23 protein-coding genes are annotated in these 26,374 nt (G+C 39.1%); 10 read left to right on the forward strand and 13 right to left on the reverse strand.

Annotated elements, in window-relative coordinates; translation table 11 throughout:
• Window positions 1-20: 20 nt before the first annotated feature.
• The 4 genes from NC797_RS01015 to NC797_RS01030 form a co-directional block, all read right to left on the reverse strand.
• A complete protein-coding gene (locus NC797_RS01015) occupies window positions 21-704 on the reverse strand; it encodes a ComF family protein (protein WP_272434735.1) in 684 nt (227 codons plus the stop codon).
• Between the two features lies 1 nt (window position 705).
• Window positions 706-2,184 carry an ATP-dependent helicase ComFA gene (locus tag NC797_RS01020; RefSeq protein WP_334313175.1) on the reverse strand — a complete coding sequence of 493 codons (1,479 nt, stop codon included), beginning with the start codon at window positions 2,182-2,184 and terminating at the stop codon, window positions 706-708.
• 180 nt (window positions 2,185-2,364) lie between these two features.
• Window positions 2,365-3,045 (reverse strand): response regulator, encoded by a 681-nt coding sequence (locus NC797_RS01025; protein WP_272434736.1) that lies wholly within the window; start codon window positions 3,043-3,045, stop codon window positions 2,365-2,367.
• A gap of 135 nt (window positions 3,046-3,180) precedes the next feature.
• Window positions 3,181-4,320 carry a sensor histidine kinase gene (locus NC797_RS01030; protein ID WP_272434737.1) on the reverse strand — a complete coding sequence of 380 codons (1,140 nt, stop codon included), beginning with the start codon at window positions 4,318-4,320 and terminating at the stop codon, window positions 3,181-3,183.
• Window positions 4,321-4,450: 130 nt separating this feature from the next.
• Between NC797_RS01030 and NC797_RS01035 the strand changes: the two genes are divergently transcribed.
• Window positions 4,451-5,080, forward strand: a complete 630-nt coding sequence (locus NC797_RS01035) for a YigZ family protein (RefSeq protein ID WP_272434738.1) — start codon at window positions 4,451-4,453, stop codon at window positions 5,078-5,080.
• A 50-nt stretch (window positions 5,081-5,130) separates the two neighbouring features.
• Here the strand turns inward: NC797_RS01035 and nagB are convergent, their stop codons facing one another.
• Both nagB and nagA read right to left on the reverse strand, forming a co-directional pair.
• Window positions 5,131-5,862 carry a glucosamine-6-phosphate deaminase gene (nagB, locus tag NC797_RS01040; RefSeq protein WP_272434739.1) on the reverse strand — a complete coding sequence of 244 codons (732 nt, stop codon included), beginning with the start codon at window positions 5,860-5,862 and terminating at the stop codon, window positions 5,131-5,133.
• Between the two features lie 3 nt (window positions 5,863-5,865).
• Complete coding sequence (nagA, locus tag NC797_RS01045; RefSeq protein ID WP_272434740.1) at window positions 5,866-7,050, reverse strand: N-acetylglucosamine-6-phosphate deacetylase; 1,185 nt, start codon at window positions 7,048-7,050, stop codon at window positions 5,866-5,868.
• A 207-nt stretch (window positions 7,051-7,257) separates the two neighbouring features.
• Between nagA and NC797_RS01050 the strand changes: the two genes are divergently transcribed.
• A complete protein-coding gene (locus tag NC797_RS01050) occupies window positions 7,258-7,986 on the forward strand; it encodes a GntR family transcriptional regulator (RefSeq protein ID WP_272434741.1) in 729 nt (242 codons plus the stop codon).
• 155 nt (window positions 7,987-8,141) lie between these two features.
• Here NC797_RS01050 and NC797_RS01055 read toward each other — a convergent pair whose 3' ends face one another.
• Window positions 8,142-9,596 (reverse strand): MDR family MFS transporter, encoded by a 1,455-nt coding sequence (locus tag NC797_RS01055; RefSeq protein WP_272434742.1) that lies wholly within the window; start codon window positions 9,594-9,596, stop codon window positions 8,142-8,144.
• A 65-nt stretch (window positions 9,597-9,661) separates the two neighbouring features.
• Window positions 9,662-10,117, reverse strand: a complete 456-nt coding sequence (locus NC797_RS01060) for a CBS domain-containing protein (protein WP_272434743.1) — start codon at window positions 10,115-10,117, stop codon at window positions 9,662-9,664.
• A 186-nt stretch (window positions 10,118-10,303) separates the two neighbouring features.
• Here NC797_RS01060 and NC797_RS01065 point away from each other — a divergent pair, with 186 nt between their 5' ends.
• Window positions 10,304-10,735: a MarR family winged helix-turn-helix transcriptional regulator gene (locus NC797_RS01065; RefSeq protein WP_272434744.1), complete on the forward strand. Its 432-nt coding sequence runs from the start codon at window positions 10,304-10,306 to the stop codon at window positions 10,733-10,735.
• 87 nt (window positions 10,736-10,822) lie between these two features.
• On the opposite strand, the gene NC797_RS01070 is transcribed toward NC797_RS01065, so the two are convergent.
• Complete coding sequence (locus NC797_RS01070; protein ID WP_272434745.1) at window positions 10,823-12,361, reverse strand: DHA2 family efflux MFS transporter permease subunit; 1,539 nt, start codon at window positions 12,359-12,361, stop codon at window positions 10,823-10,825.
• A gap of 161 nt (window positions 12,362-12,522) precedes the next feature.
• On the opposite strand from NC797_RS01070, the gene NC797_RS01075 reads away from it, so the two are divergent.
• Complete coding sequence (locus NC797_RS01075; RefSeq protein ID WP_272434746.1) at window positions 12,523-13,389, forward strand: TetR/AcrR family transcriptional regulator; 867 nt, start codon at window positions 12,523-12,525, stop codon at window positions 13,387-13,389.
• A 163-nt stretch (window positions 13,390-13,552) separates the two neighbouring features.
• Here the strand turns inward: NC797_RS01075 and NC797_RS01080 are convergent, their stop codons facing one another.
• Window positions 13,553-13,726, reverse strand: a complete 174-nt coding sequence (locus NC797_RS01080; protein WP_272434747.1) for a hypothetical protein — start codon at window positions 13,724-13,726, stop codon at window positions 13,553-13,555.
• 474 nt (window positions 13,727-14,200) lie between these two features.
• On the opposite strand from NC797_RS01080, the gene NC797_RS01085 reads away from it, so the two are divergent.
• Window positions 14,201-16,228, forward strand: a complete 2,028-nt coding sequence (locus NC797_RS01085; RefSeq protein ID WP_272435208.1) for a penicillin-binding transpeptidase domain-containing protein — start codon at window positions 14,201-14,203, stop codon at window positions 16,226-16,228.
• Between the two features lie 365 nt (window positions 16,229-16,593).
• On the opposite strand, the gene NC797_RS01090 is transcribed toward NC797_RS01085, so the two are convergent.
• Window positions 16,594-17,232 carry a bifunctional 4-hydroxy-2-oxoglutarate aldolase/2-dehydro-3-deoxy-phosphogluconate aldolase gene (locus NC797_RS01090; RefSeq protein ID WP_272434748.1) on the reverse strand — a complete coding sequence of 213 codons (639 nt, stop codon included), beginning with the start codon at window positions 17,230-17,232 and terminating at the stop codon, window positions 16,594-16,596.
• Window positions 17,233-18,230: 998 nt separating this feature from the next.
• Complete coding sequence (locus NC797_RS01095) at window positions 18,231-19,223, reverse strand: Gfo/Idh/MocA family protein (protein ID WP_272434749.1); 993 nt, start codon at window positions 19,221-19,223, stop codon at window positions 18,231-18,233.
• 387 nt (window positions 19,224-19,610) lie between these two features.
• On the opposite strand from NC797_RS01095, the gene NC797_RS01100 reads away from it, so the two are divergent.
• From NC797_RS01100 to NC797_RS01115, 4 genes are all read left to right on the forward strand, one after another.
• The gene (locus NC797_RS01100; RefSeq protein ID WP_272434750.1) at window positions 19,611-20,366 is read left to right on the forward strand and encodes a DeoR/GlpR family DNA-binding transcription regulator; all 756 of its coding nucleotides are present in this window, start codon (window positions 19,611-19,613) and stop codon (window positions 20,364-20,366) included.
• A 38-nt stretch (window positions 20,367-20,404) separates the two neighbouring features.
• The gene (locus tag NC797_RS01105; protein WP_272434751.1) at window positions 20,405-21,700 is read left to right on the forward strand and encodes a four-carbon acid sugar kinase family protein; all 1,296 of its coding nucleotides are present in this window, start codon (window positions 20,405-20,407) and stop codon (window positions 21,698-21,700) included.
• A 60-nt stretch (window positions 21,701-21,760) separates the two neighbouring features.
• Complete coding sequence (pdxA, locus tag NC797_RS01110; protein WP_272434752.1) at window positions 21,761-22,774, forward strand: 4-hydroxythreonine-4-phosphate dehydrogenase PdxA; 1,014 nt, start codon at window positions 21,761-21,763, stop codon at window positions 22,772-22,774.
• Window positions 22,775-23,011: 237 nt separating this feature from the next.
• Window positions 23,012-24,379, forward strand: a complete 1,368-nt coding sequence (locus NC797_RS01115) for a GntP family permease (protein ID WP_272434754.1) — start codon at window positions 23,012-23,014, stop codon at window positions 24,377-24,379.
• Window positions 24,380-24,431: 52 nt separating this feature from the next.
• Here NC797_RS01115 and NC797_RS01120 read toward each other — a convergent pair whose 3' ends face one another.
• Window positions 24,432-25,223: an SDR family oxidoreductase gene (locus tag NC797_RS01120; protein WP_272434755.1), complete on the reverse strand. Its 792-nt coding sequence runs from the start codon at window positions 25,221-25,223 to the stop codon at window positions 24,432-24,434.
• Window positions 25,224-25,498: 275 nt separating this feature from the next.
• Here NC797_RS01120 and NC797_RS01125 point away from each other — a divergent pair, with 275 nt between their 5' ends.
• Window positions 25,499-26,356 (forward strand): MurR/RpiR family transcriptional regulator, encoded by an 858-nt coding sequence (locus NC797_RS01125; RefSeq protein WP_272434757.1) that lies wholly within the window; start codon window positions 25,499-25,501, stop codon window positions 26,354-26,356.
• Window positions 26,357-26,374 lie beyond the last annotated feature (18 nt).

Raw genomic sequence — 26,374 nt, forward strand, 5'->3', positions numbered from 1 at the left:
TTCATAGCTAATTGAACCTACTACCCTCTTATTAACGTAAATGAATAAACTTCAGGACAACCAGCGTCTCTTAACTTTTTGGCTGCATGACGAATCGTTATTCCAGTAGTGTAGATGTCATCAATAAGAATCACCGGTGTTTTAATATGGGTTACTACCTCAAAGGGATTGGTCGATACCAAGCGTTCACGCCTTGTTTTCTTTGACTGCTTTTCACCATGTATCCTTGTTAACGCTTGGATGGTTGTCGCGTTAAGAAAATCCGCCAAGGCTTCTGCCTGATTAAATCCACGTTCACTTAATCGTTCCAAGCTTAGAGGAATAGGAACGATTACCGCAACCTCTAGGAATGAAAATTGCTTCGTAAACGCTGCTTGAAATCCTTGGCGAAACGACTCTACTAAAACATAATCACCCCTATATTTCCATTTAGCGACCATCTCTTGTATCGCTTTACTGTAGGAGAAAACAGATCGATTAAACGTTAACACACCTTGCCATTCAGGGTCTTTCTCCCACCTAGCACAGTCCCTACATCTGTTTCCGAAATCCCAATTGCGTCCACACAACGTACATTGGTTTCCAGATAGAAAATCTAATTTCGTCTCGCATTGATCACATAAGGGCTTAGGGTGATCAGGATAAAATAAGTTATTCCAATTCACTTCTATCATTATTTCTGTATCGCACCAAATACAAAACATCTCAGTTAAACTCCTTTCCTCTTTTATTCATTTTTTTAATGGACTGAATTGCATGAACCATCGCATCGGTTTTACCGTTATGAAAGAACACGACCTCTCCAGTTGGATCATCAGGACTTCTTCCGGCACGACCAGCTATCTGAACGAGAGCTGCTTCATCAAAAACGTGATGACCAGCATCTAAAATCGCAACATCAACGGATGGGAAGGTGACACCTCGTTCCAAGATCGTTGTTGTTATTAAAACAAACACTTTCTTTGCTCGAAATGCATCCACCTTCTTTTTTCGATTCGTATCTCCAGCGTGCACAAAATCAACCATTTTTTTGGTAGAGTATTGAGAACATAGCTCCTGTATGGATGGAACGAGTTGACTGGCTAGTTCAATTGTTGGAACAAAAATTAATAACTGTCTATCAGGGCGGGAGCGTTTCGAAAACCATTGGATAAATGCGGAAGGAAGGAGGTGCCTTTTTAGAGAGGATCTTAAGTCCCAACTTTGCTTCATTGTAGGTTCGGGGAGAGGTTCTCCGTGAAATCGAACAGGAACAAATACAGTTGGAAGCTTTTGTGAACTGATTCTTCTTTTTTGATTCGAGCGTGGTGTGGCGGTCAAATATATGTTGGATGCATCTGTACGTGCAGCACGACTGGTGGCATAGGCTAAAGAAGGATCATGATGGAATGGAAAAGCATCGATTTCATCAATCACCATTACATCAAACGCCCGTGCAAAGCGAAGTAGCTGATGGGTAGTGGAAAGGATAAGTTGGCTTTTCCCTTCTTTGTGTTCACTACCACCATATAATGCTTCGATTGATACAGTAGGGAATGCCCGCTGAAACCTTGGCAGGAGCTCACGAACAACATCGGATCGAGGCGTAGCGATGCAAATTCTTTTCCCTTGCTGCAATGCTCTGGTTAACCCAGGGAACAGCATTTCGGTTTTTCCTGCCCCGCAAACCGCCCAGACTAACAGTTCTCCACTCCCTTTTTCGATGAGCTGAGAAATTTGATCTGCAGCCTGTTGCTGATGTGCCGTAAGTTCACCACTCCATTTACATGGTTGATCATACTTTTTCCAATTAACGGTAGGGCCTGTCCATACGTATAACGGTTCACAATGCATGATCCTTCCCATTTCAATGCATTTTCTGCAATATACATGTGTTCGTCCGCACTTTGAACAAGGTATATTGGCAAATAGTCGCTGCAATTGATTACCACAGCGGCGGCATTGATGCGGATTTTGGGTGATCGATGGGATACATGTGAAAAATTGTGTTGACACAAGGTTGGCAAGCATTTTGTCGTCGATGGGAATTTCATGGCGTACTAGAAGTTTTCCAGAGAAGTTCGTAGCAAACGCTTTTATTTCTTCTAACGGGGAATCTAGTTGTTGGGGATCGGTTGGGGCTGGTAGCCATTCCTCTACATGGGAACGACCTCGTAATTTCATTTTCCAATGGTTTCTATTCAAATACTTGTCATCTCCTTTTATTTTACCTGTGTTTCCTACTACTTCACATGAAAAAATATCGCCATTTCCAGGTCATTACGCCTCACTTTCGGCGATTAACCTTGTTAAGCTCGCGATCACCCCCTATTGGTGATTTTACCGAAAGGGGGGGACGCTCTCTATTTTAAAAAGACTATCATTCTATAAAACTTCCACCCACCCATTTCGAATTGCAGTTACAACGGCTTGGGTGCGATCATTGACACTCATCTTTTGTAATATGTTACTAACGTGATTCTTAACTGTTTTCTCACTTATATATAGTGCTTCTGCGACTCCTCTGTTACTTTTTCCTTCTGCTAAAAGTTGCAAGACCTCACACTCGCGTCGTGTAAGAAGATGAAGTGGCTTTCGATATTCGGATATTTTTTCATTTACTTTTATTACATTTTCTTCTGCTAATCTTCGGTATTCCTTGACTAAGTTGTGTGTCACTTTAGGATGAAGGTAGGAACCGCCTTCGCTTACTACTTTAATCGCTTCGATTAGGGCGTCAGAGTCCATTTCTTTTAGCAAATATCCTTGTGCACCGGTTTTTAATGCATGTGTCACATAATTCTCATCATCATGGATGGACAAAATGATCACCCGTGTTTCTGGGTAATGCTGAATTAACTCTGCTGTTGCTTGCACACCATTAATGTGAGGCATGTTAATATCCATGAGCACGACATCTGGTTCATATTGCTCAACTAGATTTAGCACAGTAGTCCCATCGTCCCCCTCTGCCAAAACATTGAAAGAGGGTTCAAATTCTAAAATTCTGCGTACACCTTCTCGAAATAGTTTATGATCGTCTACTAATACTATATTGGTTGTCATCATTTGTTCCTCCTATATTCCTGGATTCACGGCAAAAATTGTTAGTATGTTTAAATTATGTAGTTCGTTATTTGATTTTGCCCTCTTGCCATTTTCAATTCCATTATATCTTATTTTATTACAAGCTTGTATGCACTAAAAGTCCTTAAGCGGAACTTTAATTAAAACGAATGTTCCTTCACCGATTTTTGAATTGAAGTTTATTTCACCATCAAGCATCTCAACTCGTTCATTCATACCGACAATACCAAACGATTTTTCCTTTTTTGTTTTAATGTCAAAGCCCTTTCCATCATCTTTAATGAGTAAAGTAACTTTATTTTTCATTATTTCCACTTTTACGGTGATTTTTTTGGCGCTGGCATGTTTAATTGCGTTTTGTACGGCTTCCTGAACAAGCCGAAACAGGGCAACTTCATATTTTGTCGGTAATCTTTTTTCATACCCAATGGAAATAAACTCGATATTTGTGCCATTGTATTCTTTTACATTTTCTAAGTACTTTTTCATCGTTGGAATAAGACCTAGGTCATCGAGTGCCATTGGTCTTAAATCGTAAATAATTCGCCTTACTTCATACAAAGAGCTCCGTACCATTTTTCGTACACTTTTTATTTCTTTAATCGCCTCCTCGACACTGCGCTCCCGAATGGTGCGATCCACTAAATCGGCACGAAGGAGAATATTTGCCAGCATTTGTGCTGGACCATCGTGCATCTCCCGAGACAATCTACGTCTTTCTTCCTCTTGTGCCTCGATAATTTTTAATCCAAACTCCTGTTTTTCCTGTGCATCATGTAACACTTCTGTTATTTGTTGGAAGTCATCGTTTAGATAATTTAGGACAACCGAAATTTTCCCCGTCAAGCCCTCTGCCCGTTTCATAGTCTGATCCAGAGATAGAAGTCTTCGTTCCAATTCATCACGCTTTTGTCGTAATAGTCTTTCTTTTTCTCTTTCCATTGCTAGATCGGTTTGTAATTGGTGGGTTAATTCATACACTTCACGAATTTCAACCTCTGAGTATTGATCAAAATGTTGGCTTACCTCAGACAAGCGAATCCTCGAAAATCGAACCTTTTGTTCTAATTGATCACCAGCTTCAATTGTCTGAATTACATTGGCCTTCGTTACTTCAAGTTCATTTTGCAGCTGTTCGTATTCTTTACGAGATTCTTCACCAATATGAAAGATTTCGTCCTTACTATTCTCAACCGCTTCCACCATTTCATTAATAATAAGATCCAACGCCTTTTCCTCAATCTTTCTTACCATGTTCGTCTCCACCAATCTTACCTGAAATCATTCGAAAGTCCCTTGTCTTTTTGTGGGGGTATACCAACTATTTCCGTTGCTAGTTGATCACTTACTTTATATAATGAGGTTTTAAGGGAGGAAATGCAAGATGTTAAATAGTTATTTGACGGTTAAACGAGATGGCTCTGATGAGATCACCATTCAGAAATCTCGATTTATTGGATATGTTCGACGCGTGGAAACCGAAGCAGAGGCACAAGCCTTTATTCAGGAAATCAAAAGAAAACATAGAGATGCCACACATAATTGCTCAGCATATATGATTGGTGAACATGACCAAATCCAAAAAGCAAACGACGACGGAGAGCCAAACGGTACGGCAGGTGTTCCTATTTTAGAAGTCTTAAAAATGAAAAAATTGAAGGACACGGCAGTTGTCGTTACAAGATACTTTGGCGGAATCAAACTTGGTGCTGGTGGTTTAATTCGCGCATATTCTAGTACTACTTCACACGCAATTAGTGCGGCAGGTATTGTAAAAAGACAGCTCATGCAAGAAATGAACGTCACCGTGGGTTATTCCTTACTTGGAAAACTAGAAAATGAAATACGCAATACGGATTACTTGTTAGATCGGATCGACTACTTGGAAAAGGTAAGTCTGACCATATATGTTGAAAGCGGAACAGAAGACACATTCCAGTCATGGATCATAAACCTTACGAGCGATCATGCTGAGATAAAAATAGGTGATGTTCGATATATGGAGCAGGATTAATAGCCTATGATCGACAACGGGTGAAACTCAATGAAAGATAACTAGAACTTCTACACCCTCACACAATGAGTAGCCTTTTGATCTGCAATAACGGTTACTTTCGGGTGTTCTTTTAATCGAGATGCTGGAAAATCGTTTGAAACCTTTCCATTGAATAGCCTTTCTAACGCATCTGCTTTTTGATCACCTGAAACAAGTAACAAGATCTCCTTGCTTTGCATAATCGTAGCAACTCCCATTGTGATGGCTTGTTTTGGGACATCTTCCATCGTTGCAAAAAAACGTGCATTTGCCTTTCTTGTTGACGTTGTCAAATCAACAATCTGTGTTTTGCTATGAAATGAAGTACCTGGCTCGTTAAATCCGATATGACCATTCATACCTAACCCAAGAACTTGCAGATCTATCCCACCTACACGTTCGATCCGTTCATCATAGCGTTGACACTCAGCCTTTAAATCAGCCGCATTTCCATTAGGAATAAAGGTTTGATCCTTTGAAATATCAACGTGATTAAATAGTTTATCGTTCATATAATAGCGGTAGCTGTTTGAATCCTCTTCGCTCAACCCGACATATTCATCAAGGTTAAAGGTGGTAACATTTTGAAATGAAAACACTCCGTTTTTGTTTTTTTCACGAAGAATACGATAGATTCCTTCAGGGGTAGAACCTGTAGCAAGTCCTAGAACGAATTTGTTTGTTGCTCTTATTTTATTTATGATGAATTGACTTGCTCGTGCACTCATCTCGTCATAGTGGTCAACTTGTATCAAATCCATGAGCTATTCCTCCTTGTATGCAATTTCCCCACGACAAATCGTATATCGTATTGTCCAATGATCATCAATAAGCAAAATATCTGCATCTTTCTTCACTGCTATACTCCCTTTTTTATCAAAGATCCCTACCTGTTTTGCTGGGTTAACGGCAGCCATTTTTATAATATCTTTTATGGATGCATCTGTGTATGTCATCATATTTCTTACTCCGTCAAGCATCTTTAATGTGCTACCAGCTAGTGTTCCATCTGGAAGTGTTGCCCGATCCTCTGTAACAGATACTTGCTGCCCACCTAACTCATACGTTCCGGGTTCTAAACATTTTGCTCGTAATGCATCTGTGATAAGAAGTAACCGAGAACTTCCGATATTTTGATAAATCAACTGGATCATCTCTGGTGAAACATGAATCCCATCCGCAATAAGTTCACTCCTCAATCCCTTTAACAAAAAAGCGGCACCGACAACGCCGATATCGCGATGGTGCAAGCCTGACATTGCATTACACAAATGGGTAACTTGGGTGACACCTTTTGAGACCGCCTGTTTCATTTGTTCGATACCTGCATCTGTATGCCCCGCCGATACATTTACTCCTTGTTCGTGAAGGTAATGAATAACTTCACCTTCTTGATCTATTTCTGGTGCTAAAGTGACCGTTTTAATCGAGTTCCCTGATAACTTCTGCCATTGATCAAAAAGAGCCACGTCTGGCTTCATAATATGTTCACGAGGCTGTGCTCCTGCTTTCTTTTCTTCTATAAATGGCCCCTCTAAATGAACACCTACAACCTCTGCTTTTCCTGGTTTGTTTACATAGGAAGCTACATTTTGAAGCGCCTTCTCAATTTTTTCCTTAGACATTGTAATCGTGGTAGCAAGAAAGCTAGTCGTACCTTCCATTGGCAAAGCAGATGCCATCGTATCCAAGGCTTGAGGTGTTGCGTCCATGACATCGGCACCGTTTGCACCATGAATGTGCCCATCAATAAAACCTGGTATCGCGTTTAAGCCTTTTCCATTGATGACTTTAATCTGTTCTTCAGCTATAACATAGCTTTTCCACTCATCCTCTGTTCCAATTGCTTCTATTAATCTGTTTTTTATATAAATAAATCCGTTCGTTGTAACGGTATTCTCACCGTAAATAGTGACGTTTTTTAACAATAAACTATTGGATTGCACCATGACTTTTCCCCTCTTTATTTTCTTGCAGACTTCTACATGTAACATAACACACTCCTATATAGTTGTCTATACATTAGTATACGTATGTACTTTTATCACTGATTTTGGTACGATAAAGATAAATCAACCACAGATTTGCACCAACAATTTCCTATTTATAGAAAGAAATACTTACCAATTCATTTCCTAAGCAAGGTGGCTGTGAACATGATAGACAAAAAATCACCATTACCCATTTACTATCAATTGGAAGAAAAAATCAGACATTTAATCAATAGTGAGCAATTGAAGCCTGGAGAACTTTTGCCATCTGAGCGAGAATATGCCGAAAAATATGACATTAGTAGAATGACTGTGAGACAAGCCATTAACAATTTGGCGAGTGATGGGCTGTTAATTCGTTTAAAAGGAAAAGGAACGTTTGTTGCGGAGAAAAAATTCGAGCAAAGTTTACAAGGTTTAACTGGTTTTAGTGAGGATATGCGTACACGTGGTTTGGAGCCTTCCAATCGGATGTTAAGCTTTAAGGAACAACAAGCCGATGAAAAGGTTGCCAGCAAATTAAACATCGCCCCAAAGGATCCAATCTACGTTATCCAAAGAATTCGTCTTGCAAACGATGCACCCGTAGCATTAGAAACGAATTATGTACCAAAGGATTTAGTTGGTGATTTGACAGAGGAAGACGTAAATCTTTCATTTTATGACTACATCGAAAAGAAGCTTGACTTGAAGATTACCCATGGAGATCAAGTAATGGAGGCAGTCCTGGCGAATGAGTTTGAAATAAACTATTTAGGAATCAATAAGGGTGATCCAATCCTGCTTATCCAACGACAAACGTATCTTTCAAACGACGTACCATTCGAATATGTTACATCCTCCTATCGTGCAGATAAGTACGCATTAAAACTCCGCATGCCAAGGATAAACTAAGTATGTACGGGAAAAGTCAACCCTAATGCTAGAAAAGACACCGAACTCCCAAAAACAGGGGAATTCGGTGTCTTTTTTTATACTTTCATTCGACGAAAATTACATTTCCTTAAAATATAACAAAACGTCCACACTGGACTAAGTGTTTAAGAATCTTAGTTTTCAGTCACTGCCTTGTTGCTTCTTGGTTTTGATCCGTTCACATCGTCCCCATTTTTCGGTTTACTTTTAATGAAAAACGCTAATACAAGACCAACAATTGCAGTAATTCCAGCAACAATAAACGATACATTCACACCATGTATAAGTCCATTTAAGCCTTGCTCAGGCAACGCATTGTTTGTCATGACCGTGACAAGTAATGCTGTACCAACTGCACCGGCTATCTGACGCATCGTATTGTTCATCGCTGTGCCGTGCGGTATTAAATGAACTGGCAGTTGATTTAAACCAGCTGTTGTGACTGGCATCATTACCATCGCAACCCCTAGCATTCTTACTGCATTTACTACCGTTAAATAAGTAAATGTTGTTTCTTCCGTTAAATCGGTAAACATGAACGTTGTGATAACCAAGATCGACAAACCAATAATCGCAAGCCATCGAGCGCCAAATTTATCAAACAATCTTCCAGTGATCGGGTTCATTATTCCCATTAATAATGCACCAGGCATTAGCATTAAACCTGATTCAAATGGAGAAAAACCTAGCATATTTTGCATCAGTAACGGTAAAATCACTGACCCACCGATCATCGCAATAAATACAACCATACCAAGAATTGTTGTTAGAGTAAAAACTTTGTTTTTAAATACTCCAAATTGAAGAATAGGTCGTTCTAACTTTGACTGTCGGGTAATAAACAAGAATAGACTGATAGCACCAACAATCATGGAGATCATTACTTCGGTACTACCCCAACCACTACCACCTGCAGTACTAAATCCATATAACAAACCACCAAAACCGAGTGTAGACAAAATAATCGATAGGATATCAAGCTTTGGAGATTTCTGTTCTGTTACATTTTTAAGAATAAAATAAGCAACAATGATATCAACAATAATAATTGGTAAAATCACATAAAATAAGCTTCTCCACGGAAAATTTTCTACAAGATAACCAGATAACGTTGGTCCAATTGCTGGTGCGAAAGCAATAACCAGTCCAAACATCCCCATTGCGGTTCCTCGTCTTTCAACTGGAAAAATAAGAAAAAGGATTGTTTGCATTAGAGGCATAATAATACCTGCACCAGAAGCTTGAAGAATTCTCCCAACCATTAGCACGGAGAAACTTGGCGCAATTGCACCAATCAACGTACCTAAACCAAACAACCCCATCGCGGAAAGAAATAATCCACGGGTCGTGAATCGTTCAATCAAAAAAGCCGTTATTGGTATCATAATTCCATTAACAAGCATAAAAATGGATTGTAACCACTGGGCTGTGTTCGCATCTAAATTTAAATCTCTCATAATATTAGGCAATGCTGTTGCTAAAAGCGTCTGATTAAGAATAGCTGCAAAAGCCCCTGATATTAATACAATCATCAAGGGAACTTTATTAAAAGTTTGCTCTGATTGCGGATGACCCTGACTATTAACCATACTGTTTCTTCCTTCTTTCTTTTAAAACTTACTAAATTATATAAATCTCTAACAGGTGCTTTTGTCTACAATAGCGTTTTAAAGGCATCGCGGATAACATCCCCACGACTAATGATGCCAACTAAAACACCGTTACGTTCTACTGGTAATTTTTTAATTTGTTTTTCTCCTAAAACAGCTGCGACATTTTCAATATCATCATTCCATGCAACTTTAATAATTTTCTTCTTTGCTATTTCTAGAACATTTAAATCCAGAATTTTTCTAGCCCTCTCTTCAAAATTGACATCGTCTCCTTCGATTACATTCACAAAAGCGAACATGTCAATCACATAGCTCTTATGCTTCCCAATGAAACGCATTACATCCCCATCACTTATATATCCGACTATTTCATTGTTGTCATTAACAACTGGCAGTCCACTAATTCCGTGTTCAATGAACTTTTCGATAACGGATCGTACACTACTTGTTTCTTTTACTTTAATGACTTGTTTCTTCATTATTTGATGTGCTTGCATCGTATCGCTTCCTCTACATAAAATGTCTTACAATCTATAAATAGGCGGGAAAGATAGCTTGAATCTTTCTAACCAGAATAAAAAAGTTGTATAATGCAATTTAATTATTGTATTATACAACTATATCCCTTGTCAAGGTGAAGAATCACAACCATATTATAATAGTATGAAAAAAGGTGGGTAAATATGGATAAAGAATCTCTTCAACTGATAGAGCTTGAAATGGCCGTTCTTGTTCGCCGTCTCACAACGATAGCCTCCAAAAAAACAAACGGAAATTTAGATCGGGCTGCCTATCTTTTGTTGCATCAATTATCTATTAAAGGTACTGCTGGTGTGAAAACCCTTGCTTTTGAATTGCAGTTGGATATATCCACCGTAAGCAGACAAGCTGCAGCACTAGAGCAAAAAGGATATGTAAGTAAATCACCCAATCCTCTTGACCTCAGGGCTTATTTCTATCAGATCACAGAATCAGGAAAAAAGGAATGGATGAAGTACAAACAAGCAAGACTAGACAAGATTTCAGAATTGCTAAGTGAGTGGTCTGATGAAGAACGAAAAAATTTTGGCCAACTACTGAAAAAATTTAATGACGAAATAAAGGGGAAAATATAGGTGGGACAGAGGGGCAAAAACCATGATCCACTGTCCCACAAACAGGTGACGCCAAGCAAGGCATCACCCTTTTTTTATCAAACCCAATTACTCTGTAGCGTTCTGTAAAGTACCAACAATAGCCTCTTCATCCTTCTTCTTTTCTTCATTATTGGTTTTTACCCTTTTAATAAAGAATGCGAGGATTAATGCTACACCAGCAATTAATGTTGAAATTAAAAAAGTAAAATTGATGCCATCCAGCATCGCTTGATTCAGAATTTGTTGTTGCATTTCAGCTGTAGCCTCAGGAGTGGCCTGAGCTGCACTTGGATCCATATTTGCCATCAGATCAGCTGCCAAGTCCTCTGCACTTGTCTCCGTTCGTTTGTTCATGACGGTGATCAATAATGCGGAACCAATTGCACCTGATATTTGCTGCAATGTATTGTTCATTGCCGTTCCGTGTGGGTACTCTTTCGCTGGTAGCTGATTCAAACCATTTGTTATTACTGGCATCATTACCATCGACATTCCAAACATTCGAAATGTATACAAAAGGACAAGGGAAGAATATGCCGTTTCCATACTAATTTTGCTAAAGTAGTAGGAAGTAACAACGGTTATTGTCAACCCAATTAAAGCAAGTGTTTTCGCACCGTACTTATCAAAAAGTTTACCTGTAATTGGAGACATAACCCCCATTACAATCGCACCTGGAAGCATCAACAAACCTGAATCCATTGGTGATATACCTCGAATCGTTTGTACATAGATCGGCATCAAGATCATCGCTGAAAACAATGCAACAGCAATAACGATGGAAATTGCTGATGACAAGGCGAACATTGGATATTTATAAATACGAAATTCTAGCATTGGATCCTCCATCCGAAGTTGACGGAGGATAAAGGTGATTAATGCAAGCGCGCCAACAATAATCGTACTGTACACATACAGATTATCCCACCCTTTATCCCCCGCAGAACTAAAGCCATAAAGCAATCCGCCGAATCCGATACTTGATAAAATCAGAGAAAAGATATCGAGTTTAATTGCACGTCGAGCTGTCACATCTTTTAACTTAAAGATGGAAAGTACCAACGTTAATACCGCAATCGGAAGAACGATGTCAAATAACATTCTCCAGCTATAATTTTCGATTAACCATCCAGAAAGCGTTGGTCCAATCGCAGGTGCAGTAATCATGACAAGTCCGAATGTTCCCATTGCTGCCCCTCTTTTTTCCACCGGGAAGGCGGTGAGCATAACATTCATTAATAACGGCATCATAATCGCAGACCCTGATGCTTGAACCATACGTGCCACTAGTAAAACACCGAACACTGGAGCAATACTAGCTAAGAATGTTCCGACTGTAAACAACGACATGGCAGTAATAAATAATTTTCTGTCAGAAAAGCGCTGAATGAAAAACGCGCTCGCTGGTATTAAAATTCCGTTAATAAGCATATAACCTGTCGAGAGCCATTGTACCGCAGTTGCATTGACATCAAATTCGACCATAATGGATGGAAGTGCAACATTTAATAGTGTCTCATTTAAAATAGCAACAAAGGCCCCAATAAATAGTATAAAAATCATGCCATATGGCGGTTTCTTTTGGATTGAATTTGTTTTCGACATTTTCAATCATTCCTTCTTTCCATGTGAAATGAACACTCCAATAGTCTATACCGATAGTACAATAAAATCAATGGTAATTTTTAATTTCACTATATAATGTTGATTTAAAGGGATTATAAATCTATAATAAAAGTATACTCAAAGTACAAAGGATGAGTGAATTGAATACAAAAAGCAAACAAATAATCGATGCTGCACACCAATTATTTATTGAGAAAGGGTTCGCGTTAACATCGATTCAGGATATATTGGATAAGGCAGGGGTAGCAAAGGGCACCTTTTATAATTATTTTGATTCAAAAAATGAGTGCTTACGCGCAATTTTAAAGTATGTAACAGAAGAGGTAGATCGAAAACGCAGGGAAATCGCCATCGGTAAGGAAGACGATGATGAAGAAGTTTTCATCGAGCAAATGGCTGTACGAATGAATATGAATCGACAGCACCATTTATTGGTAATGTTTGAAACGGTGTCCTTTTCTGATGATGTGGAGTTAAAGTCCTTTATGAAAGAGCAACACCGCGCCGAACTACAATGGATTACAAAAAGACTTGGTAATTTATATCCACCCAAAGCAAAAGCCTATACGTTAGACCACGCAGTAATGCTTGTGGGAATCGTGCAGCATATGATGCATGTGTGGAGGCTAGGGTCACAGGAAGAAATTGCAACTGAGAAAGTCATCCGATATGCGCTAACGCGAGTAAAATCTATGATAAACGAGCAAGCAGAAAATGAGGAAGCCTTTTTACCAGAAAATTGGCTTACATTCACGAGTGACAATTCCACCGCAGATCTGAAAAGGGAGGTAAGGAACGCGTTAGAGGAGCTTCTGAATAAAACGGAAGGAAAAGATTCATCTAAAAGGCAGGATTATCTCAAGTTCTTACTCTCCGAATTACAAGCAGAAGCTCCTCGAACCTTCTTAGTTGAAAGTGTACTCATTTCACTGGAACATGCCTTTAATCAATCTGAGTATGAACATGAAGTACAACACATTGTGAAAACGGCGTGGAGGGTTATTTGAGGCGAGAAGTGGGTTCAGGCTCGTATGATGACTTTATAAACAAAAAAGTGATTGTGGCCATATGTGTAAAATATTTTTCGAGGGATCGAAAGTAAAGAGAAGGCGCTCTATCATAAATGTATGCTTTAACTGGGCAAATACATTTATGATAGAGGCCTTCACACTATTTCGCTGTCATCTTATTTAATACAAGTTGTTTTTGTGCTTTTGGCAATTCATAGTATTCTAGCTCACGGATTATAGTTTGAATCATTTCTTCTGTATTTTTTATTTGTAATTTCTCTGTTTGGTCGATCAAACGCTTCAAAACATTTTTATATATTTCCTGTTCTTTCATCCAATCACCCCATAACCTATCCAATAGTATTGCCTTTCTTGACATTAGTATATGAAAGTCTAGCTTGTCTTGTTTTTTTCAATGTATCTACTATACCACGCCTATCTGTATTTTTGTAGATTTTTGTAAAATTTATAAATTCGCTAAATCCTTTCCACAACATCCAGTATAGCAAAATAGAACAGGGTCTGTCCTTCTTTACTATATAATACGATACAATCGATCTATTTTTTACGGTTCTTCAAAAAATGAAATGAACACTTTACTCTCCTGCCACTGTAAAGTAGTAGGCGACAGATACAAATCATCATCAATACAGCATACATATGTTAAAATGTTCATAATAGTAATTGGTAAAACATTCAAAGACAGCAGTGCAGAAATTCAACAAAGAGGACAATAACACCCTTACACATATTTCATTGAGAAAGGATTCTAAAGAGGATATTCAAAAAGGGGGAGTACCTATTGAAAATGTCTATACGATGGGTTGGTATGATATTATTTCTTTTTGTTCTAACGGCATGCTCAAATGAAGACGAAGTGACACCCGACGACGTCATGAAAGAATACGTAGACAATTGGAACGAACAGAAATTCTCTGAAATGTACGATATGCTTTCAAACGAATCCCGTGAATTATATCCAACAGAAAAGTATGTGGATCGATATCAAAAAATTTACAATGATCTGCAAGTGGAGAATTTAGACATCTCATTCGAAGGCTTATCCGAAGAAGAACAGAAAACGAGCTTAGAAGAAGGAAAAGCAACCATTCCAATCAATGTTAAAATGACTACGCTTGCCGGGCCAATCGAGTTTCAGTATGAGACAACATTAGTCCAACAAGATAGTGAAGATGAAAAAAGTTGGAATGTAACATGGGATCCAGGACTCATCTTTCCAGCGCTAAAAGATGGTGGAGACATTCGTTTTGAAACAGAGTACCCGAAACGCGGTGAAATTTTTGACAGAAACGGTAACGGACTCGCAGTCAATGCTCCCATTTACGAAATTGGAGTGGTTCCTTCAAAACTCGGTGATGACCCTGATCAAATGAAAGAAAAGATTGCTAGTTTACTGACAATGGACATTGAAAGTATCGAAACCGCTCTTAATGCAGGTTGGGTACAACCAGATCTTTTTGTCCCACTAAAAAAGGTTCCAACCACTTATGCCAATTTAGAAAAACTCTGGGAATTAGAACCTGTCATGAAAAAGGATACAACCGGAAGACTCTATCCATATGGAAAAGCTACCGCCCACCTAACAGGTTACATTGGTAAAATTACAGCAGAAGAGTTAAATGAAATGGAGCCAGGAGTTTACTCTCAAAATGATGTAATTGGAAAACGGGGGTTGGAGCAATTATTTGAAAGCCGTTTAAAAGGTGAAAAAGGGATAAAAGTTGTTGTGACACAGGAAGAAGCGAATAAAGAAGATGTCATTTTAGCGGAAAAACCTGTTAAACATGGTGAAGATATCACGTTAACGATTAATGCAGACATTCAGAAAGCAATCTATACCTCATACCAGGAGAATGCAGGAACGGCAGCATCTATTAACCCTAAGACTGGCCAAACACTAGCGCTAGTTAGTAGCCCAGCGTTTGATCCCAATGATTTAACCTATGGAATTAGTCAAGAACAATGGTCAAAATTACAGGAGGATCCGAATAAACCGTTAATCAATCGCTTTGCAGCAACATATTCTCCAGGATCAACCTTTAAACCCATTACGGCGTCGATTGGCCTTAAATCTGGAGTAATAAAGCCAGGTGAAGGTATTGAAATCGACGGGTTAACGTGGAAAAAGGATAACTCTTGGGGGAATTACGAGGTGAAGAGGGTATCTGAATCAAATGAACCTGTAGATGTTACCGATGCATTAATCCGCTCTGATAACATTTATTTTGCAAAAAAAGCGGTTGAAATGGGTAGTGATACATTAACAAATGGACTTAAGTCATTTGGCTTTGGCGAGGATTTCCCTTTTGAATATCCAATAGAGTCATCTTCTATCACATCATCTGGTTCCATTAGTAGTGAGGTTCAGCTTGCAGACACAGGCTATGGTCAAGGACAAATCCAACTAAGCGCCCTGCATTTGGCAACAGCTTACACACCAATTTTAAATGATGGAAATCTAATAAAACCAACACTTGAGCTTGATGCAGAAACAAGTCAGGTTTGGAGTGAAGATTTATTAACCACTGACCAAGCACAGCTCATCCAAGAGGCGCTTCGAAAGGTTGTTTCTGCACCGAATGGAACTGCAAGAGGAGCGAATGTGGAAGACCTCACTTTGTCTGGTAAAACAGGAACAGCTGAATTAAAAAAATCAGGTGAAGAAAAAGGACAGGAAAACGGTTGGTTTGTCGCCTATCCTACCAATGAACAGGACATTTTAATCGCCATGATGGTAGAAAAAATTGAAAACGAACAAGGCGGAAGTGGATACGTCGTCAATAAAGTCACTGACATTTTCAAACAAATAAAATGAACTCGTTTCAACTGTGCCAAATACGCTTTTGGTTAGGGGTGGGGATCTTACGAAAAGCGGATTCGTTTCAGCAAGCTGAAACATCTGATAAGAAGTTCCCACCTACGCTTCGCTTAGAGGTGGGGGTCTAAAACCATTTTAAGATTAAGCGGTGTCAGGAGACCATCACCGCTTTATTTTTTTTGATATAAGTGCATGTTCAAAAAATGGACAAATTAGAAGGTCGACTAATGTCGCCACGTCCTGTGGCAACGTCGACACTAGCATGTCATGTGCATCGCAAGCAGGTCGAGGTAGCGCAGTTATGAGTAACGGAGCGAAAACTTGTTGCTTCGAATGCATTACCTCTCCTATAAAATTGATATTTACAAATGATTTAATTGCAGAAACCACTTTTCAACTTCTTTTGTTAATCCAGACCAGTCCTGCTCCGCGATTAAATCTTTTCGAATTAATGAGCTACCAGCGCCAACTATTTTTGCTCCTGCTTTTAGGTAATCTGCTGCATTTTCTGCATCGATCCCGCCTGTACACATAATTGGGATATCCCCAAGAGGACCTTTAATATTTTTCACATAAGCAGGTCCTAACGTCCCAGCAGGAAAAATTTTTACCATATCTGCACCAGATCGAATAGCCTGAACTACCTCCGTAGGGCTTAAAACACCGGGAATAACTGGAACTTGCTCAGCATTTGCCCCTTTCACGACAGACTCATCAAGGATGGGAGACACGATAAATTCCGCCCCAGCTTTCAATGCCTCGCTTAAGTCGGCGTGATCCATTACCGTGCCGGCACCAACAGCCATCTTTTCCCCATACCTCTCTTTCACATTACGGATGAGCGAACTAGCATCCTCGCTATCCATCGTAATCTCTACAGCAGTTACGCCTCCAGCGCTTAGCGCATCGACAACATCCATAAATACCGCTGGTGAGACCTTTCGCAACACCGGGATAATTTTAGCCTGTAACAAGCGCACTATCATTTCTTCCTTATTCACACTGAACAACCTCCTAATAAAAAGTGAATGCAAACCCTAAATTTTGACAAAATCCATATTAGACTTAGTTCTGGCTCTGTTTGCGTCCTCATCTCCCGCATGACGACGCGTTCGACGGATTTTTCGCCCTGTTTGCGTCCTCATCACTTGGATGACGACGCGTTCCACGGATTTCTGGCCCTGTTTGCGTCCTCATCTCTCGCATGACGACGCGTTCAACGGATTTTTCGCCCTGTTTGCGTCCTCATCACTTGGATGACGACGCGTTCAACGGATTTCCGCCCTGTTTGCGTCTTCATCCCCCGCATGACGACGCGTTCAACGGATTTCCGCCCCTGTTTGCGTCCTCATCTCTCGGATGACGACGCGTTCAACGGATTTTTCGCCCTGTTTGCGTCCTCATCACTTGGATGACGACGCGTTCAACGGATTTCCGCCCTGTTTGCGTCTTCATCCCCCGCATGACGACGCGTTCAACGGATTTTTCGCCCTGTTTGCGTCCTCATCTCTCGGATGACGACGCGTTCGACGGATTTTTCGCCCTGTTTGCGTCTTCATCACTTGGATGACGACGCGTTCAACGGATTTCCGCCCCTGTTTGCGTCTTCATCTCTCGGATGACGACGCGTTCAACGGATTTCTGGCCCTGTTTGCGTCCTCATCTCCCGCATGACGACGCGTTCGACGGATTTTCAGCCCTGTTTGCGTCCTCATCACTCGCATGACGACGCGTTCGACGGATTTCCGGCCCTGTTTGCGTCCTCATCTCTCGGATGACGACGCGTTCGACGGATTTTTCGCCCTGTTTGCGTCTTCATCTCTCGGATGACGACGCGTTCGACGGATTTTTCGCCCTGTTTGCGTCCTCATCTCCCGCATGACGACGCGTTCAACGGATTTTCGGCCCTGTTTGCGTCTTCATCCCCCGCATGACGACGCGTTCAACGGATTTTCGGCCCTGTTTGCGTCTTCATCTCTCACATGACGACGCTGCGTTGCTATTGTAACTCGATACTTGCGTTTTGTTCAATTGACTGATAACACGCCTCTATTACCTTTAAATTGTTCAGCATTTTATCATCGGTGTACTGGGGCTCTTTATTTTCCAGTATACATGCCGCAAAATGCTCTACTTGATTTTTATATTGATCTCCATGAACCTCGATTTCTTCCACTGTTCCATCATCTTTGATCACCTGGACAACCCCAATATGGTTGTTGTTATCTGGTCGATAGGCCTGTGGTACTTTTATCGTTCCTTTTGAGCCGACAATTTCATACATACTCCTTGCCGACAGTTCAAAACTACTGTCAAATACAGCCTTTACACCATTTTCCATATCAAGCATGCCAATTGCTGTCGTATCAACACCTGTATCACTCAATTTTGCACTAGCAAAAACACGGACAGGCTCCTGATCTAGGATCGATCGAATGGAGTGGATACAGTAGCACCCAACATCAAAAAGTGAGCCGCCACCGAGATCCTTATTTAACCGAATGTTTGTTGGATCATTTTCTAACACAAATGAAAAACTACCTTTCATCAAGCTTACATCGCCTATTACTCCTGAAGCGATTACTTGCTTCACTTTTTCATGCTGTGGATGAAATTGGTACATAAATGCTTCCATAAAATACACACCATTCTCCCTACATTCAGTCAGCATTTCCTTTAGTTCATTCGTATGTAAAGCAGCTGGTTTTTCACATAAAACATGCTTCTTGTGCTTTGCGGCCTCCACTACCCATTGCTTATGAAGACTATTTGGTAGTGGAATATAGACAGCATCAATGTCATCATCGTTCAAAAGGTCCTCATAACTAGTATATGCCTTTGGGATATTAAATTTGGACGCGACTTCCTTTGCCTTTTCACCACGACTAGCAATCGCCTCAACCTCTCCGTTTACCGACCGTTGAATCGCTGGAATAAGCTGTTTTTGCCCGATCCTAGCAGTACTTAAAATCCCCCATTTTATTTTCACCATCTAATTCCTCCATTCAAAAAATAGGATTACATTAAACTTCTATTATTCTATCATATATCGTTGTGAATTAATTTTAAATGCATGAGCGTTATCAAATCACAGCATGTATTCGAATGTATAGGCGGGATCGTCTTACTTTTCCATCGAGTTACCTTTGAATTCGGCTGACCCATACTCCTTTTTCCATACTTTTGCACACAGGGGCGAAAAAGCCTAGAAGTTCTAATTGAGCAATTTCTAAAAAATAAAGATGTTAGATGTTTAGTAATTAATCAAACATTAAGAATATTACTAAAATGATCGCATAAAATAACGTAAAAGATTATAAACGATCACAAAGTAACACTATTTATGTTCATTTAAATCATAAATAAAGGAGAAATTAATGTGTTACAGATTGAAAGAAGGGAAAAAATTTATTCAAAAATAAATCGAGATGGGAAAATCTTAATAGAAAATCTAGTAAAGGAATTTGATGTTTCAGCGATGACCATTCGACGAGATTTGGATGCACTTGAGTTAGATGGACGTATAATTCGTTCGCATGGTGGTGCAGTTTCTATTGAAACATTAACATCAGAAACTCCCTACTATTCCAAACAATCAAAATTCACTAAACAAAAAGAAGCCATTGCAAAACAAGCAGTAACATTAATTCCAAAAAACGCTCAAATTATTTTAGACTCTGGTACTACCACATTAGAGATTGCAAAACTAATAAAGCACCGAGAAGATTTAACCATCGTAACAAACGACATAAAAATTACCACGGAGTTATTAAATTCCAAGTCCAATATAATATTAACAGGAGGTAATCTACAGTCGGAAATCGGAGCTTGTTTGGGGCCTCATGTTGAAAACTTACTATGCCAAATAAAAGTTGACATAGTATTCTTAGGAGCACATGCCATTGATTTGGAAACTGGTATATCAGCTCCTACACTTGATAAATCCCATGCTAAAAAATTAATGATTAAAGCTGCTTCAACCAAATGGGTTGTTGCAGATAAAAGCAAGTTCAATCAAAGAGCTTTTGCACATGTTTGTTGCTTTGATCAGATAGATGGAATTATTACCGATTCCAGACTATCCACTAACGATCGTAAGACCTATGAAAAAGTAATAGACCTAACCTATGCTTAAATAATTCATTGTACATTTTCAAAGGAAGGGTTTTGACAATGCAAATTATTGTAATCGCGGATGACTTGACTGGTGCGAATGCAACTGGAGTAAAGCTTGCAAAAGAGGGATTTGAGACAGCAACCATTGTAAGAGGGGTACCACTCCCTGAAGAAAATTATCAGGCATTTTCCATTGATACAGACAGTCGTTACGTAAAAATTGAAACAGCAAAAAAAAGAGTTAGAAAAGCTTTAGAATTTGTTCATGAAAAAGGTACTCCAGCCGTTTACAGTAAAAGAATAGACAGTACACTTCGGGGGAATATCGGAGCAGAGATGGATGTCATGCTTGATGCATTGGGAGAGAATTCTATTGCGATAGTTGTAGCATCCTTTCCTGAGTCGGGTAGAATTACTTCTGGCGGTTTTTTATTAGTCGATAATATACCTTTACAGGAAACAGACGTAGCCAAAGACCCTATCACTCCTTTAACCTCCTCAAAAGTAACGGAAATAATTGCTAAGCAGTCCGAGAAAAAAATTGAGACAGTTGACTTGGATCAAGTATTAATGGGAAGTGATTACTTATTAACTCTTTTCCAAAAAAAAATGAATCTGGGAACTAGAGTATTTGTTGTCGACGCGGTAACTGAGGAACAGATTGAGACAATTGCAATGGTAATGACTAAAATTAACAGTCCAGTCTTAGCCGTTGATCCAGGCCCTTTAACGGCATCATATTCTAGAAACACCCTCCATCATCAATATCATGAAAAGAAAGTGCTGGCAGCTATTGGAAGTATCACATCTTTAACTGGGCAACAAATAAATTATTTAAGAAGTAATTGTACAGTTAATACACTATTCGTACAACCAGAAGGTATTGCTACTTTCACTGATGCTTGGAACAAAGAAGTGAATCGAGTTATTAAAGAAGCTTCAGACCAAATTCAAACTGGGAAAGTAATCTTAGTCACAACCTACTCTTCAGTTCAAAACCGTTTAGACTTAAAAACAATTGCAAAAAAAGAAAACGTTACTGAAGAGGGGCTAGCTAAACGAATCACTGACGGTCTGGCTGCAATAAGTCGTGAAATTATACGAAAAAACAAAGATCAATTCGGCGGATGTTTTCTAAGTGGAGGGGACGTCACTTCCTCGTTATGTGCTGTTTCTCATGCTAAAGGGATCAAACTTGAAGACGAAGTATTACCTTTAGCTTCTTATGGAAAATTTATTGGAGGCTATTTAGATGGAATTCCAATCATAACGAAGGGTGGTCTAATCGGCAACAAAAAAGCAATTAGTGACTGTATTCGCTTTTTACAGTCCAAAATAGCCTCTGGCTCCTAAGAGTTAACGTTCACACGATTAAAAAGAAAAATGAACAAAAGTAGAAAAGGTGGAATCATTATGTCAAATATAAGACCAGTTATAGTTATCCCAATGGGTGATCCAGCAGGTATCGGGCCAGAAATTGTTGTGAAAGCTTTAGAAAATAAGGAAATCTATGAATCATGCAAACCCTTAGTGATTGGAAATGATTCTATTTTAAAATATGCGATTAAAATTACTGGTGCTCCTTTAGAAATTAATACAATTAATACTTCTGAAGACGCAATCTATGAATTAGGAAAAATCGATTTAATTCACATTGATAATATTAATTTAGAATCATTTGAATTCGGAAAAATTTCTGGTATGTGCGGGCAAGCTTCTCATGATTACATTAAGCATGCAATCAATATAGTTCAAAATGGAGAAGCTGATTCCATTTGTACTCCTCCGATTAATAAGGAATCCTTACAAGCTGGTAAAGTTCCATACATCGATCATACAGCAATGTTATCTGCTTATACAAACACAGAGGATCCGATGACAATGTTTGAGGTTCGAACACTAAAAATCTTTTTCCTAACGCGACATGCTTCTCTTAAAGAGGCTATTAATCAAATTACAATTGATCTTGTCTATGATTATTTAGTGCGATGTGATGAAGCCCTTAGACTTATAGGGATAAATGATCCAAGAATTGCAGTAGCAGGACTAAATCCTCACGCAGGGGAACATGGTTTGTTTGGTAACGAAGAAATGGATGTATTAACACCAGGTATCCAAAAAGCCAAAAAGGAACAAGTAGATGTATATGGTCCGATTCCAGCCGATTCCGTATTTTATAAAGCCTTAAACGGAAAATACGATGCAGTCCTATCTCTTTACCATGATCAAGGTCACATCGCAGCAAAAATGACAGATTTTGAACGGACTGTTTCAATTACAAATGGATTACCATTCTTAAGAGTCTCGGTCGATCATGGAACAGCCTATGATATTGCTGGCAAAAATATTGCTAGCTCCGTAAGCATGGTTGAGGCAATAAAAGCAGGTGCAAAATACACCCCTTTCTTTAAAAATAAATATCTTTGACTTCCAGATTAGATGGAAGAAATTAAGTACATTTAAATGTCTAATAACCCTAGAACTTGCAATCAATTCTTCCGTTCATTTTAAAACTAAAGCGAACTCGTTTCATCAAGCTGAAACATTCGGGAATCAGATGGAGTCTCGACTCCATCTGATTGGAAATTCCCATCTACGCTTCGCTTAGAGGTGGGGGTCTAAAAAACCTAAAACCATTTAAAGATTAAAAGGAGGATGATTCACTTGGAAAATCCAGGTGCACAAGTAATTTTAGGTCTTATTGTAGGTGTAATTGTATTAATTTTGCTTGTAGTCAAAACAAGAATCCATGCATTTTTAGCTCTAATTATTGCTAGTTCGATAACTGGACTTCTCGGAGGAATGACACCACCAGCAGTAGCTGATGCTATAACATCAGGATTTGGTGGTACGCTTGGTTCGATCGGTATTGTAATTGGTTTCGGTGTCATGCTAGGTAGAGTACTAGAAGTAGCCGGTGCCTCAGAGCGGCTAGCTTATACATTTATCAAATGGTTGGGTGAAAAGCGAGAAGAATGGGCAATGGCATTAACTGGTTACATTGTGTCTATTCCTATATTTGTTGATTCAGCCTTCGTTATATTAACACCCTTAGTTAAGTCAGTATCTAGAAAAACCGGAACGTCAGTACTTGCTCTTGGTGTAGCACTTGGTATCGGGCTTGTTACAACCCACTCTCTTGTTCCACCAACACCTGGCCCCCTTGGTGTTGCAGGTATCTTTGGAGTTAATGTTGGTATAATGATTCTTTGGGGTCTTCTTTTTTCCATACCAATTATTATCGTAGGTGTTCTCTATGCTAAGTGGTTAGGCAAAAAAATATACCAATTACCCGATGAAGACGGTGTCAACTGGAGACGACCTGAGCAACCAGATACATTTGATAAATATGTTGAACTACAGGAACAAAAAGATTTACCTACACTATTTCATTCAAGCATGCCAATTCTATTACCTATAATTTTAATTTTCGCTAATACTCTAATTTCGGCACTTGAGTTATCAGGAGGATTATATTCATACTTAAAATTCCTAGGAAATCCTGTTATAGCTGTAGGTATTGGGCTTCTTTATAGTATAATTGCCTTAACTAGGCACCTTCAACGTTCTGAAGCATTAGAATATATGGAAGAGGGAATTAAATCTGCTGGAATTATTTTGTTAGTTACTGGTGGTGGGGGATCATTAGGAAATGTTTTACGAGAAAGTGGTGCTGGGGATTATATCGCTAGTAGTATTGTAGATTTATCTATCCCACTTATTTTGCTACCATTTATTGTATCAAGCCTTGTACGATTAGCACAAGGAAGCGGTACAGTAGCAATGATCACCGCAGCATCCATTACAGCACCAATCTTAAGTGGACTTGATGTAAATATGGGGTTAGCTGCAATTGCTGCTTCAGCGGGTTCATTGGTATTCTCTTATTTCAATGATAGCTTTTTCTGGATTCTTAACCGTATGTTGGGTATACGGGAAGCTAAGGAGCAAATAATCACATGGTCAGTACCAACAACAATTGCATGGGGTACATCCCTTATACTACTACTTATCGCGAACGTTATTGTATAAAAAGAAAAAAAGAAACCCCCAACAGATAACTCATCTATTGGGGGTTTCTTTCCTACAACGCTTTCACCAATCCTCCATCAACCACTAATGATTGACCAGTGAGATATGTATTTGCACCTGAACCGAGAAATACAATTGTTTTTGCAAATTCCTCTGGTTGTCCCACGCGTTGCATTGGAATTGATTTGGCATTTTTAAACTGGTACTCCTCTATTGGTATGCCTAATTCTCCAGCTTTTATTTGATCGAGCTCCATAATTCTGTCTGTTTGGATTCGTCCTGGCCCCACTGTGTTGATCAAGATGTTATCTACACCTAGCTCTTGTGCCAAGCTTTTTGACAATCCAACAATGCCTGGACGGAAGGTGTTTGATAATAGCAAGTTATCAAGGGATTGTTTAATAGAAGAAGATGCAAAATTCACGATCCTTCCACTATTTTGTTGCTTCATATAAGGCAAAACCTCACGTATTGCGCGAACATAGCTTAGCAAATTTAGTTCAAATGCATGCTGCCAATCATCATCATTAAATGCATCGAATGTCCCAGCAGGTGGTCCCCCAGCATTATTGACTAACACATCAACTGTTCCGTTCCAGTCAACCGCTTTTTGCACCATCTGTTTAATATCTTGTTGTTTTTTGATATTACAGACAACATATGTAACATTCTCGTTCCCTGTTGCTTGTTGAATTTCATTTTTGGTTTTAGCAAGCTCATCCTCGCTCCTACTTGAAATCAATACATGAGCGCCTTCCTTGGCAAACTCAAGTGCCGTAGCTTTACCTAGGCCTTTACTTGCTGCCATCACAATAACGGATTTTCCTTTTAATTTTAAATCCATATGATCTACTCCTTTATCAGAAATATTTCAGTCTTTTCAGCCATTATACTTCATTTCTTTCTTTTCATGAAAGAATTTTAGAGGATGTTGAACACGCACTTTTAGTATAATCGTCCCATGGTTTCAATCGTTTTAAACTGGTAAGCCTTTATGCTCCGTCTTCATCATAGTACCATTTTTCACTATAGCATTCTTTAAAAGAAAAAAAATTTCACGATTTAGCTTTATTTTAAATTTTTTTTCGTATAAACTAATGGTAAGGAGGGAACAATCAAATGATTGAAACACCCGTTAAAAATGTATTAAACAGAATCCGGTCATCCTATCGATCTTTTAGCGATAAAGAAAAGTTAATTGCTGATTATATTTTAGAGAATCCGAAGAAAATTGTACACCAAACAATCAATCAAATTGCGGACGATTTAATGATAGCGGATGCAACCGTATTCCGCTTTTGTAAGCGCTTAGGCTTTAAAGGTTACCAAGCACTTAAGATTGCCCTTGCTTCAGAAATTGTGAACCCGATTCAGGATATACATGAAACAATTAACGAAAGTGATTCCGAACTTGAAATAACAAAAAAAGTATTTCAATCTAATTTGAAGGCAATAGAATATACGCGTGATCTGCAAAACAATGAATCAATTTCAAAAGCACTAACGGCTATCGAAAAAGCAAAAAGTATCAATTTTTATGGTAATGGTGGTTCGGGTATTGTTGCACTGGATGCACAACATAAGTTTATGCGAACTGGGTTACCGACACATGCGTTCACAGACACTCATTTACAAATAATGTCCGCCTCTCAATTGGATCAACATTCGGTAGCGGTTTTTATTTCACATTCTGGATCAAATAAAGATCTATTAGATATCATCGATGTAGCAAAAGAAAACGAGGCAACTACAATTGGCGTAACCAACTTTGGTAAGTCACCACTGAGTAAAACAGTAGATATTTGCTTATATACAGCGGCACAAGAAACGGAGTATCGTTCAGAAGCTCTCGCATCAAGAATTGCCGAGCTTTCCATTATTGATGCCTTGTATGTGAATTATAGTGTTCGAAAAAAGGAACAATCAAAGCAGGCTTTGACCAAGATGAGAGAGGCCATCTCACGTAGAAGACTTTAAAGGAAAAGGGGGTTCAGC

Source organism: Terrihalobacillus insolitus (genome assembly GCF_028416575.1).
GTDB classification, from domain to species: domain Bacteria; phylum Bacillota; class Bacilli; order Bacillales; family Amphibacillaceae; genus Terrihalobacillus; species Terrihalobacillus insolitus.

Bases quoted from the DNA above. Each gene is read 5' to 3' on its own strand.
- NC797_RS01015 (WP_272434735.1), bottom strand. From the start codon at position 704: ATGTTTTGTATTTGGTGCGATACAGAAATAATGATAGAAGTGAATTGG.
- NC797_RS01025 (WP_272434736.1), bottom strand. From the start codon at position 3,045: ATGACAACCAATATAGTATTAGTAGACGATCATAAACTATTTCGAGAA.
- NC797_RS01030 (WP_272434737.1), bottom strand. From the start codon at position 4,320: ATGGTAAGAAAGATTGAGGAAAAGGCGTTGGATCTTATTATTAATGAA.
- NC797_RS01035 (WP_272434738.1), top strand. From the start codon at position 4,451: ATGTTAAATAGTTATTTGACGGTTAAACGAGATGGCTCTGATGAGATC.
- nagB (WP_272434739.1), bottom strand. From the start codon at position 5,862: ATGGATTTGATACAAGTTGACCACTATGACGAGATGAGTGCACGAGCA.
- nagA (WP_272434740.1), bottom strand. From the start codon at position 7,050: ATGGTGCAATCCAATAGTTTATTGTTAAAAAACGTCACTATTTACGGT.
- NC797_RS01050 (WP_272434741.1), top strand. From the start codon at position 7,258: ATGATAGACAAAAAATCACCATTACCCATTTACTATCAATTGGAAGAA.
- NC797_RS01055 (WP_272434742.1), bottom strand. From the start codon at position 9,596: ATGGTTAATAGTCAGGGTCATCCGCAATCAGAGCAAACTTTTAATAAA.
- NC797_RS01060 (WP_272434743.1), bottom strand. From the start codon at position 10,117: ATGCAAGCACATCAAATAATGAAGAAACAAGTCATTAAAGTAAAAGAA.
- NC797_RS01065 (WP_272434744.1), top strand. From the start codon at position 10,304: ATGGATAAAGAATCTCTTCAACTGATAGAGCTTGAAATGGCCGTTCTT.
- NC797_RS01070 (WP_272434745.1), bottom strand. From the start codon at position 12,361: ATGTCGAAAACAAATTCAATCCAAAAGAAACCGCCATATGGCATGATT.
- NC797_RS01080 (WP_272434747.1), bottom strand. From the start codon at position 13,726: ATGAAAGAACAGGAAATATATAAAAATGTTTTGAAGCGTTTGATCGAC.
- NC797_RS01085 (WP_272435208.1), top strand. From the start codon at position 14,201: ATGTCTATACGATGGGTTGGTATGATATTATTTCTTTTTGTTCTAACG.
- NC797_RS01095 (WP_272434749.1), bottom strand. From the start codon at position 19,223: ATGGTGAAAATAAAATGGGGGATTTTAAGTACTGCTAGGATCGGGCAA.
- NC797_RS01105 (WP_272434751.1), top strand. From the start codon at position 20,405: ATGCAAATTATTGTAATCGCGGATGACTTGACTGGTGCGAATGCAACT.
- pdxA (WP_272434752.1), top strand. From the start codon at position 21,761: ATGTCAAATATAAGACCAGTTATAGTTATCCCAATGGGTGATCCAGCA.
- NC797_RS01120 (WP_272434755.1), bottom strand. From the start codon at position 25,223: ATGGATTTAAAATTAAAAGGAAAATCCGTTATTGTGATGGCAGCAAGT.
- NC797_RS01125 (WP_272434757.1), top strand. From the start codon at position 25,499: ATGATTGAAACACCCGTTAAAAATGTATTAAACAGAATCCGGTCATCC.